Annotated in this window: 11 protein-coding genes; 6 read left to right on the top strand and 5 right to left on the bottom strand. The window is 66.0% G+C overall.

Going from position 1 to position 10,531, the window contains the following annotated elements:
• Positions 1-41: 41 nt before the first annotated feature.
• Together XI05_RS33860 and XI05_RS33855 are read right to left on the bottom strand one after the other, a co-directional pair.
• The gene (locus XI05_RS33860; RefSeq protein ID WP_271510041.1) at positions 42-1,235 is read right to left on the bottom strand and encodes an efflux RND transporter periplasmic adaptor subunit; all 1,194 of its coding nucleotides are present in this window, start codon (positions 1,233-1,235) and stop codon (positions 42-44) included.
• Between the two features lie 231 nt (positions 1,236-1,466).
• Positions 1,467-2,486: an SAM-dependent methyltransferase gene (locus XI05_RS33855; protein ID WP_271510040.1), complete on the bottom strand. Its 1,020-nt coding sequence runs from the start codon at positions 2,484-2,486 to the stop codon at positions 1,467-1,469.
• Between the two features lie 168 nt (positions 2,487-2,654).
• Between XI05_RS33855 and XI05_RS33850 the strand changes: the two genes are divergently transcribed.
• The 4 genes from XI05_RS33850 (at position 2,655) to XI05_RS33835 (ending at position 5,579) form a co-directional block, all read left to right on the top strand.
• Entirely contained in the window at positions 2,655-3,671 is a 1,017-nt protein-coding gene (locus tag XI05_RS33850) for a flagellar motor protein MotA (protein ID WP_271510039.1), read from the top strand.
• Positions 3,672-3,817: 146 nt separating this feature from the next.
• The gene (locus XI05_RS33845) at positions 3,818-4,846 is read left to right on the top strand and encodes a peptidoglycan -binding protein (RefSeq protein WP_271510038.1); all 1,029 of its coding nucleotides are present in this window, start codon (positions 3,818-3,820) and stop codon (positions 4,844-4,846) included.
• Positions 4,846-5,292 (top strand): GNAT family N-acetyltransferase, encoded by a 447-nt coding sequence (locus XI05_RS33840; RefSeq protein WP_271510037.1) that lies wholly within the window; start codon positions 4,846-4,848, stop codon positions 5,290-5,292. The genes XI05_RS33845 and XI05_RS33840 overlap by 1 nt, the downstream gene beginning before the upstream one ends.
• A 71-nt stretch (positions 5,293-5,363) precedes the next feature.
• Complete coding sequence (locus XI05_RS33835; RefSeq protein WP_271510036.1) at positions 5,364-5,579, top strand: hypothetical protein; 216 nt, start codon at positions 5,364-5,366, stop codon at positions 5,577-5,579.
• A 44-nt stretch (positions 5,580-5,623) separates the two neighbouring features.
• Here the strand turns inward: XI05_RS33835 and XI05_RS33830 are convergent, their stop codons facing one another.
• A complete protein-coding gene (locus tag XI05_RS33830; RefSeq protein WP_271510034.1) occupies positions 5,624-7,474 on the bottom strand; it encodes an ABC transporter ATP-binding protein/permease in 1,851 nt (616 codons plus the stop codon).
• Between the two features lie 198 nt (positions 7,475-7,672).
• Between XI05_RS33830 and rpmE the strand changes: the two genes are divergently transcribed.
• The gene (gene rpmE / locus XI05_RS33825; RefSeq protein ID WP_271510032.1) at positions 7,673-7,900 is read left to right on the top strand and encodes a 50S ribosomal protein L31; all 228 of its coding nucleotides are present in this window, start codon (positions 7,673-7,675) and stop codon (positions 7,898-7,900) included.
• Between the two features lie 199 nt (positions 7,901-8,099).
• Here the strand turns inward: rpmE and rcdA are convergent, their stop codons facing one another.
• Positions 8,100-8,609: a protease adaptor protein RcdA gene (gene rcdA, locus XI05_RS33820; RefSeq protein WP_271510030.1), complete on the bottom strand. Its 510-nt coding sequence runs from the start codon at positions 8,607-8,609 to the stop codon at positions 8,100-8,102.
• A 603-nt stretch (positions 8,610-9,212) separates the two neighbouring features.
• Complete coding sequence (locus XI05_RS33815; protein WP_172784857.1) at positions 9,213-9,404, bottom strand: DUF1192 domain-containing protein; 192 nt, start codon at positions 9,402-9,404, stop codon at positions 9,213-9,215.
• A 117-nt stretch (positions 9,405-9,521) separates the two neighbouring features.
• Between XI05_RS33815 and XI05_RS33810 the strand changes: the two genes are divergently transcribed.
• A complete protein-coding gene (locus XI05_RS33810) occupies positions 9,522-10,520 on the top strand; it encodes an NAD(P)H-quinone oxidoreductase (protein ID WP_271510028.1) in 999 nt (332 codons plus the stop codon).
• Positions 10,521-10,531 lie beyond the last annotated feature (11 nt).

The following is a 10,531-nucleotide window of genomic DNA, read 5'->3' as shown; positions in this document are numbered from 1 at the left end:
GGGCTCCTCAGGATGAGGACAACACTTGCTGCGCGAACGCGTTACCGCGTGAGCTTGAGGGCGTGCCGGTTGTCCGCGGTCGCGTCCGCCTCGGACCAGGATTGCGGCTGGACCTTGTCGCCGGCCGCGAATTTCTGGAAGCCTTCGACCACGACCTTGTCGCCGGCCTTCAGGCCTTCGGTGACGAACCAGAGGCCGTCCTGCACCGATCCGGTGCGCACCGGCTGCACCGCGATGTGGTTGTCGTCCTTGACGACGAACACCTCGCTGCCGCCGCCGCCGTTGCGCTGGATCGCCTGCTGCGGCACCGCGATCGCGTCGGAATCGAGACCCTGATCGATGCGGACGCGGACGTACATTCCCGGCAGCAGCTCGCGCTTGGGATTGCGGAACTCGCCGCGCAACGTCACCTGCCCGGTGTGGGCGTCGACCTTGGCGTCGGAGAACAGCAGCTTGCCGTCGAGCGAATAGATGGTGTTGTCGTCGAGCACCAGGCGCACCTTGGCGGCATCGGCGGCGATGCGCTCGAGGTCGCCGGTCTCAAAGGCACGGCGGAGCTGGTTGAGCTCGGTCACCGACTGGGTGAAGTCGGCATAGATCGGATCGAGCTGCTGGATGGTAGCGAGATTGGTCTCGTTCTGCACGGCGAGCGCGCCCTCGCTGACGAGGGCCGCACCGACCACGCCGTCGATCGGCGCGCGCACGGTGGCATAGTCGAGATTGAGCTTGGCCCGCGCGAGCTCGGCCTTGCGGCCCTCGACCTCGGCATGGGCCTGGCGTTCGCCCGCGATCGCCTTCTCGTTCTCGGCTTCGGGGGCGGCGCGATCCCTGGTCAGGGTGGCGATACGATGCGCCTGCTGCCGGGCCTGCATCAATGCGGCTTCGGACTTGGCCAGCGCGGCCTCATTCGCCATCACCTCGACCTCGAACGGGCGCGGATCAATGCGGTAGAGCGGATCGCCGGCCTTCACCTCGCTGCCCTGGCGGAACAGGCGCTCGACCACGATGCCGGACACGCGCGGCCGCACGTCGGAGACCCGCGTCGGCGCAATGCGGCCCGGCAGCTCGCGCACCACGGCGCGCGCCTGCGGCTTGACGACGACGATGCTGACGTCAGGGGCGGGCGGCTGGGCGGCGGACACCGCGGAGCTGGATTCGTCGCAGCCTGCCAGAAGCGGCGCAAGGGCCGCGAGCATCATTGCAACGCATGCCGATCGCGCGCGAAGTCCGGACATGAAGTGGGGTGCCCCGATGTTGTTGAAACTGATCGTGCTCGCGCGCGGCCCGTTCTGGACCTTTTACACGCGACTGATGCCGCCAAAATAGAATGCATCTGCTGCGATGCAACGCATGGCGCGGGCGGCTCATTGTCACACAGCTTATGCTGCTGAGATCAGAAGGCTTTTACGGTGTCACTTGATTGTGAGTCGGGGTCCACCGGCGCGTGCTGCGACGGAACATCGCAATTACTCGGCGGCCTTCATCCGGTAGTGGCTGACGCCCCATTCGGTTCCATCGGCGTAACCGAACAGGCCCGATGTCGCGAGCAGGAACCAGCGCCAGCGACGGATCCAGAGAGCGGCCTCCTCGCCATAGACCCTGCGCAAGGCGGCCTCGATGGCCTCGCGATGCGCATCAAAATTGGCGAGCCAGTCGTTGGCGGTGCGCTGGTAATGCGTCCCGCTCCAGCACCATTCCTTCTCGACCGCGAAGATATCGTCGAACTGCCTGACGAGGTGATGGCTCGGCATCAGCCCGCCTGTATAGAGGTGCTGCGCGATCCAGTCGTCGCGATCGGCGGGGTCAAGCAAATGCGAGCCGGAACGGTGGGTAACGACGTGCATGAAGAACCGCCCCTCCGGCGTGAGCCATGACCGCGCGCGCGTCATCAGCTTGCGCCAGTTGCTCATCTGCTCGAACATCTCGACCGAGACGATGCGGTCGAACTGCCCCTCGGGCGCGAACACGTTCATGTCGGCCGTGACCACGCGCAGATTGAGCAATCCGCGCAGCCGCGCCTCCTCCTCGACATAAGCGCGTTGCGCCTGTGAGGTCGCGACCGCCGTCACCCTGGCGTGCGGAAACTGCCGCGCCATCCACAGGGACAGCGAGCCCCAGCCGCAGCCGAGCTCGAGGATGGCCTGGCCGTCGGCCAGGCCGGCATGCTCGACGGTCTGGCGCAGCGCCTCCTCCTCCGCCTCCCGCAAGGTGGTCGCGCCGGTCTTGTAGAAGCAGGAGGAGAATTTACGGTTGGGGCCGAGCAAATCAGCGAAGAAGGCGGCAGGCACCTGGTCATGCCCGGCACCTGTACCCTCGGCGATCGGCCGCAGCATCATCCGGCCGGCAAAGGCGGCATCGTCGCCGGCGCCCAGGGCGGACAGGCGCGTCGCCATGCGGGAGCACAGGCGCTGGATCGCGGCGCGGATCACCACGTCCGGCAGCGGCACACGCTCGGCAGTCCCGATGATCGCGGAAACGACGCTCATGCGCCCCCCCGAATGGCGAACTTCTGCAGAGACCTGCTTATCAAAGCGCCGCTTCCGGTCCGGGTTCCCCGAGCTGTCCCCGAAATCGGCGCATCCGGCGCTTTTTTTGGGCCGGCGCTGTGCCATAGTGCGCGCCGCAAGCAAGCTTACGTAACGGATGATACCGGCATGCGGTCTGGCACTTCCCGATCCACCATGGACATCGAGTACACGAAACTGTCCTCGCCCAGCGTCTTCCTGGTGCGGATGCTGGTCTTCCTGGTGCTGTGCACGCTGGTGGGCGTGGTGCTCTACAAGCAGATCATCCAGGCCTTCTTCGCCAATCCCGGGCTCAACGCCCTGATCGGGGCGGTGCTGTTCATCGGCATCATCCTGTCCTTCCGCCAGGTCATCCGGCTCTATCCCGAGGTCTCCTGGGTCAACAATTTCCGCGTCGCCGATCCCGGCCTGGCGCCGTCCCGTCACCCCAAGCTGCTGGCGCCGATGGCGGCGATCCTGGGCGGGGAGCGCTCGGGGCGGATGACCATCACCCAGACCACCATGCGGCACCTGCTCGATTCGATCGCGACCCGCCTGGACGAGGCCCGCGACATCTCCCGCTACATGACCGGCCTGCTGGTGTTCCTCGGCCTGCTCGGCACCTTCTGGGGCCTGATCGAGACGGTCGGCTCGGTCGGCAAGGTGATCGACGGGCTCAAGGTCGGTAGCGATTCCGGGGCGCTGTTCGACACGCTGAAGGAGGGCCTCGCCGCCCCGCTCGGCGGCATGGGCATCTCGTTCTCCAGCTCGCTGTTCGGCCTCGCCGGCTCGCTGATCCTCGGCTTCCTCGATCTGCAATCGAGCCAGGCGCAGAACCGGTTCTACACCGACCTCGAAGACTGGCTCGCCACCACCGTGCGCGAATACGGCAATGGCGAGGTGCCCGCCGCCGCCTCCGGCGGCGGAGTCGCCAGCGGGGAGCTTCAGGCCGCGGTCGAACGCCTGCGTTCCGTGTTCGAGGAAGGCAGCGCCGGCCGCGGCACCACGGCGGCGATGGCGAGCCTTGCCGAAGCGATCCAGGCGCTGGTCTCGCACATGCGCACCGAGCAGCAGATGATCCGCGAATGGGCCGACGGCCAGGGCGAGCAGAACCGCGAGATCCGCCGCCTGTTGGAGCGGATCGCGCGGCAGCCCGAGAAGAGTTGAGACGGTATCGTGCCCCGGACGCGACGCAGCATGAAATGATGCGTCGCTGAGCCGGTCCCAGCGTCAGGGACAATATGGGTCCCGGCTCTGCGCAGCAGCGTTGCACGCTGCAGCGCGTCCGGGACACGAGAGTGGAGATCAACAGCATGGCACTAGCGCGCGGCCGCCGCAGCGAAGGCGCCTTCAATTATTGGCCCGGCTTCGTCGATGCGCTGTCGACGCTGGTGCTGTCTATCGTGTTCCTGCTGTCGGTGTTCCTGGTGGTGCAGTTCTTCCTGTCGCAGGAGGTCACCGGCAAGGACAAGGCGCTGGAGCAGCTCAACGCCAAGATCGCCCAGCTCAACGAGCTGTTGTCGCTGGAGAAGCTCGGCAAGCTCACGCTCGACGACCAGGTCTCGCAATTGAAGGCGGGCCTCGCCTCGGCCGAAACCGAGCGCGACCGCATCAAGGGGCTCTATGACGGCTTAGCTGCCGCCGGCAACGACGCGCAAGGCAAGACCGCCGAGCTCGGCAAGGCGCTGGATTCCGAAAAGGCGGTCTCGGCGCGGGCGCTGGCGCAGATCGAGGTATTGAACCAGCAGATCAGTGCGCTGCGCCGGCAATTGGCGGCGCTGGAAGAAGCGCTCGATGCCTCCGAGAAGCGCGACAAGGAATCGCAGAACCGCATCGCCGACCTGGGCTCTCGCCTGAACGTCGCCCTGGCGCAGCGCGTGCAGGAATTGTCGCGCTACCGTTCGGAATTCTTCGGCCGGCTGCGCGCCATCCTCGGCAACCGCCCCGACATCCGCATCGTCGGCGACCGCTTCGTGTTCCAGTCCGAAGTGTTCTTCGACACCGGCCAGGCGGTGCTGCTGCCCGAGGGCCGCGCCGAGCTCGACACCTTGGCGGCCGCGCTGATCGAGCTCGACAAGAAGATCCCGAGCGACATTCCCTGGGTGCTGCGCGTCGACGGCCATACCGACGTGCGTCCCGTCAGTGGCGCGAACTTCAGGTCGAACTGGGATTTGTCGGCGGCGCGCTCGATCTCGGTGGTGCAATATCTGGTCTCGCTCGGCGTGCCCGCCCAGCGCCTCGTCGCCGCCGGCTTCGGCGAATTCCAGCCGCTCGATACCGGCAACACGGAAGAGGCCTACAAGCGCAACCGCCGCATCGAGCTGAAACTGACGGAGCGGTAGTGAGCGCGCTCCACCTCCGCCCCTACGCGGCCTCCGACGAGGCCGCCGCGATCGACCTCTGGCATCGCACCTGGCAGCAGGCCTATCCGCAGATCGACTTCGCGGCGCGGCTGGACTGGTGGCGCGAGCGCTGGTGCAAGGATCTGGTGCCGAAGGCTCAAATCGTGGTGGCGGAACAGGACGGTGCGCTGATCGGTTTCGTCACCATCGACGGCGAAGGCTATCTCGACCAGCTCGTGGTCGATCCCGCGCATTGGGGCTCGGATGCGGCAAGGCTGCTGGTGGACGAGGCCAAGCGCCTGTCACCGTCGGGCGTCACGCTGCTCGTCAACAAGGACAATGCCCGCGCCATCCGCTTCTACGAGCGCAACGGCTTTGCCCATGCCGGCGACGACGTGAACCCGACCTCGGGCCGGCCGGTGCTGAAGATGGTGTGGCGGGCGTGAGGCCTGTCACATCGGGGATCCCAAGGCGCCGGTTATTCGTTGTCTCAAGGCATTGCCGATGGAGACGATCGATGAAGCTGAGCGAGCTGGCCAAGGGGTCCTCGGTGATGCTGGGCGTCATCGTCGCCGGCTATGTGTCGACGACCTATGTCGACCAGCGCTTTGCGACATCAAGCGCCCCTGCGCAGACGAACGGCCCTGGGGCATCAGCCTGCGTCGAAGCGGACGGCAGCTGGAAGAACTGGCCCTGGCCGAACGTGCCGGCGCTGTCGCCGAAGTGCCGGTAAGGCGAAGCTCCCTCCACACGTCATTGCGAGAGTGAGGCGACGCCTCACGCCCCTTCGAACTGCAGCCTCGCCAGCCTGGCATAGAGCCCGTTCGCGGCGACGAGCTCGGCATGCGTGCCCTGCTCGACGATCTTGCCCTGGTCCATCACCAGGATGCGGTCGCAGGAGAGCACGGTGGCGAGGCGATGGGCGATCACCAGCGTGGTGCGGTGGCGCATCAGCTCTTCCAGCGCGGTCTGCACCAGCGTCTCGCTTTCGGCGTCGAGCGCGGAGGTGGCTTCGTCCAGCAGCAGCAACGGCGCGTCGCGCAGGATGGCGCGCGCGATCGCGATGCGCTGGCGCTGGCCGCCGGACAGCGTCACGCCGCGCTCGCCGAGCGCCGTCTCGAAACCTTCGGGCAGGCGGCGGATGAATTCGGCGGCATGGGCGAGCTCGGCGGCGCGCTCGACCTCGGCATCGGTCGCATCGGGCCGGCCGAAGCGGATGTTCTCGCGGGCGCTCGCGGCGAACACCACGGATTCCTGCGGCACCAGTGCGATTCGCGCACGGAAATCTGCGGGGTCGGCGGACTTGACCGGGACGCCGTCGAGCGAGATCGTCCCGCTGCGCGGATCGTAGAAGCGCAGCAGCAGATGAAAGATGGTGCTCTTGCCGGCGCCGGAGGGACCGACGATCGCGACCTTCTCGCCGGGGCGCACGGTGAACGACACGGCGTCGAGCACCTTGACGTCGGCGCGTGCCGGATAGGCGAAGCTGACCCGGTCGAAGCCGACCTCGCCGCGCGCCGGCACCGGCAGCGCAAGCGGCGCCGCAGGCACGGCAATCTCGGGCTGGACGTGGAGGATCTCGAACAGGCGCTCGGCCGCGCCGGATGCCGCCGAGACCTCGCCCCAGACCTCGCTCAGCTGGCCAAGGCCGGCTGCGGCGAACACCGCATACAGCACGAACTGGCCGAGCCGGCCCGGCGTGATCGCGCCGGTGAGCACGTCATGCGAGCCGATCCAGAGGATGGCGACCACGCTTGCGAACACGATGAAGATGATGATCGCCGTCAGCACGGCGCGGGCCTGGGTCGAGGTGCGCGCGGCTTCATAGGCCTGCTCGACCTCGCCGCCGAAACGCTTCTCGGCGAAGCTCTCGCTGGTATAGGCCTGCACGGTGCGGATCGCGCCGACCAATTCGCCCGCATAGGCGGAGGCATCGGCGAGCGTGTCCTGCGCGTTGCGCGACAGGCGCCGCACCCAGCGCCCGAACGCCACCAGCGGCAGCACGATCAGGGGAATGGCGAGCAGCACGAAGCCGGAGAGCTTCGGGCTCGTGATCACCATCATCGCCGTCGCGCCGAGGAACATCATCAGGTTGCGCAGCGCAATCGAGACGGAGGCGCCGACGGCCGATTTCAGCTGGGTGGTGTCGGCGGTGAGGCGCGAGATCAACTCGCCGCTGCGCGCGGAATCGAAGAAGGCGGGGGAGAGCGACAACAGATGGGCGAAGACGTCGCGCCGGAGATCGGCGACGATGCGTTCGCCGATGGTCATCACGAGGTAGTAGCGCGCGGCGCTCGCGATCGCGAGCACGGCAACGACCGCGAGCATCACCGAGAAGTAGCTGTTGATCAGCTCGATGCCCTCGGGCGTCAGGCCGAAATCGATCATCCTGCGCACCGCGACCGGCACCAGCAGCGTGGTCAGCGCTGCGATCGTGAGCGCGACGAAGGCCAGCGCCGCCCGGCCGCGATAGCGGATCACATAGGGCGCGAGCGCGAGCAGCGGCCGCAGCTTGGCGCGGCCCTTGGCCGGCGCTTCGATCAGCTCGGCCTCGATCGAGGGGGTGTCCGCGGCGTTCATTGCGGGCTGATCGACATATTGGTCATCAAGCCGTTCCACTGCGCTCATGAGATCCGACCCATTGCATTCGTTTGCTCCCAATAGGCCGGTGCAACAGTAGTGGCAAATCCGGGAAGTCCCTTAGGGCAAACCCCCGGTTCACCGCGGCAGCATGGCTTGTTTTGCCGGGTTTCGTGAGGTATAGAGCCGGCCAAATCCGTCATTCGCGAGCCACCCAAGAAGGCGCCGGAGCGCCGAGGAATTGCCATGAAAGCCGAAATTCATCCGAATTATCATACGATTAAGGTCGTCATGACCGACGGAATCGAGTACCTGACCCGCTCCACCTGGGGCAAGGAAGGCGACACGCTGAACCTCGACATCGACCCGAAGTCGCACCCGGCCTGGACCGGCGGCAACGCCCAGATCATGGACCGCGGCGGCCGCGTCTCGCGCTTCCAGAAGAAGTTTTCGGGCTTCCTCAAGAAGGATTGAGCCGGCCGCAGGGCTGGACATGGAAACGCCCCCGGGAGACCGGGGGCGTTTTTGTTTTGGGGCTGGTCGTCGGCCAAGGCCGAGGACTCGTAGGGTGGGCAAAGCGAAGCGTGCCCACGACCTCTATTGTGATCCCAAGAAGGGAGATGGTGGGCACGGCGCCTTGCGCCTTTGCCCCGCCCTACGGCACCGGTGAGACCTACCGCTCGAACGCGGCCTTCAGTGCGTTGAGATGCGGCACCAGCGGATTGCCGATCGCGGCCTGCTCGGCCGGCGGGGTGTGGATCGTGCTGTCGAGGCGGCGGACGCGGGTCTGCAGGCTCATCGAGCGATTGATCAGGTCCTGAAGCTGCGCCGGCAGCTTCTCGATGGTGTCGGCCGGGCCGGGATCGGCGGCGGTGAGCTTGACCTTGGTCTTCTCGCGGTTGGCCTGGCTCAGCGTCATCTCGCCTTCCTTCACCGCGCGGTGCAGCAGCAGCCAGGAGGCGAGCTGCATCAGGCGCGTGGTGAGGCGCATGCTCTCGGTCGCGTAGGTGAGGCTGACGGCGCGGTCGAGGGCCTTGGCCTCGACGCGGCCGGCGCCGTCGAGATAGGCGGCGGTCTCCTCGACGAGGTCCATGCCCTCCCGGAACAGGCTGCCGAACGCCGCAGAATTGGTGAATCGCTCGCTGAGCTGAACGAGAGCGCCTTCGGCCTGCAAACGTTCCATGGTTAACGCCTCTTACGCAACTGTTTGACTGCCCGGCTTTGGCGCCGGCTTATGATGAACAAATCATTGCGCGGGCGAGAGGCGGAGTCCAGTGACAAGCGCGGATATGGTTTCCGCGGGTCAATCCTTCGGAATGCAACCGGACGGGGATGCTAGACAGCGGGAGCGGAAGCAAAAAAAGAGCCGCCGGAGACCGGCGGCTTTGAAAGTTGATAACAGGGAGGCGTCAAACAGAGTGGACAGGAGCCACTCGGTGTCCAAACGAGGACAGTTCCAGTCATAAACCCGAAAGCTTAATCCGAAGTAAACGAGCTAATTTTTTGGGATTTCGTTAGCCATGTCGGCCAGTGGCCGAATGAAGTGCGGAACAAAACTCTGGCCGTCATTCCGGGGCGCGACGACGTCGCGAGCTACGATGCGCAATTGCGCATCTGAGAATCCATAACCACAGGCGGATGGAGTAGCCGGCCACGATCAGCGTGCCCGTCTCAACGGCCTGTGGCTATTGATTCCGGGCTCGGCGCTGACGCGCCGCCCCGGAATGACGAGGCGGAGAAAGTTCGGCCCACGCCTCCGGGACGACAGTCGGTTCTGTGGCGACTGCTACGACTTGAAAATGCTGTTCGCCGCATCGCGCGAGGCGCGCTTCTTGGTGGCGGCTTCTTCCAGTCTTGCGATCTCGGTCTTGAGCAGCGCGACACGCTCGGTCAGTTCCTCCACTGACAAGAGTGAGAGGTCCTGTCCAATCTCATGGCTGATCTTCTTGCGCGGGCGGTCGTCGTCTTCCATCGGCATCGTCGTTCCTCCTCTCGTCCGCGGACCGGACCACACGGCCTAAGCGGTTGCCAGCCTGCACCGCGCTGGCTAAGCAAGGGCCTCGTTTCCTCCCGCACCTTTGCTCAAGGACACATCATGGACAAGCTGCCCGCGCAAATGACCGTGGTCGCCATCTCCAAGCCCGGCGGGCCGGAGGTGCTGGTGCCGGAGCAACGCAGCGTTCCGCAGCCCGGTCCCGACGAGATCCTGGTCAAGGTGATGGCTGCCGGCGTCAACCGGCCCGACGTGGCGCAGCGCTCCGGCGCCTATCCGCCGCCGCCCGGCGCCAGCGACCTGCCCGGCCTCGAGATCGCCGGCGAAGTCGTCGCGGTCGGCAGCAATGCCAAGCGGCACAAGATTGGCGACAAGGTGATGTCGCTCGTCGCCGGCGGCGGCTATGCGCAGTACTGCATCGCGCAGGATGCCCAGGCGATGAGCGTGCCGCCGGCGCTGTCGATCAAGGAAGCCGGAGCGCTGCCGGAAACCCTGATGACGGTCTGGCACAACGTGTTCGAGCGCGGCGGCCTCAAGGCCGGCGAGACGCTGCTGATCCATGGCGGCTCCTCCGGCATCGGCACCATGGCGATCCAACTTGCGAAAGCCTTCGGTGCAAAAGTGTTCGTCACCGTGGGATCGCAGGACAAGATCGATGCCTGCCTCAAGCTGGGTGCCGACCGCGCCATCAACTACAAGAGCGAAGACTTCGTTGCCGTGATCAAGGCTGAGACCAACAACGTCGGCGTCAACCTGATCCTCGACATGGTCGCCGGCGACTATGTCGACCGCAACTATGATGCCGCCGCGGTGGACGGGCGCATCGTCCAGATCGCGACCCTCAACGGCCCCAAGGTCAGCGTCAACATCGCCAAGGTCATGGTCAAGCGCCTGACCCATACCGGCTCGACCTTGCGCCCCCGTAGTAATGCGGACAAGGCCGCGATGGTGGCCGCGATCGAGCAGAAAGTGATGCCGCTTTTGCGCGAAGGCCGCATCAAGCCGGTGATGGACAGCACTTTCCCGCTGGAAAAGGCGGCAGACGCCCACCGGCGCATGGAAACCAGCGCACATATTGGCAAAATTGTGTTGGAGGCCTAGGCCGCCGGCCC

The organism is Bradyrhizobium sp. CCBAU 11357 (assembly GCF_028128865.1).
GTDB lineage: Bacteria > Pseudomonadota > Alphaproteobacteria > Rhizobiales > Xanthobacteraceae > Bradyrhizobium.
Note: the sequence above shows the minus strand (reverse complement) of the source record. Positions and strands in the feature narration are given on the sequence as shown.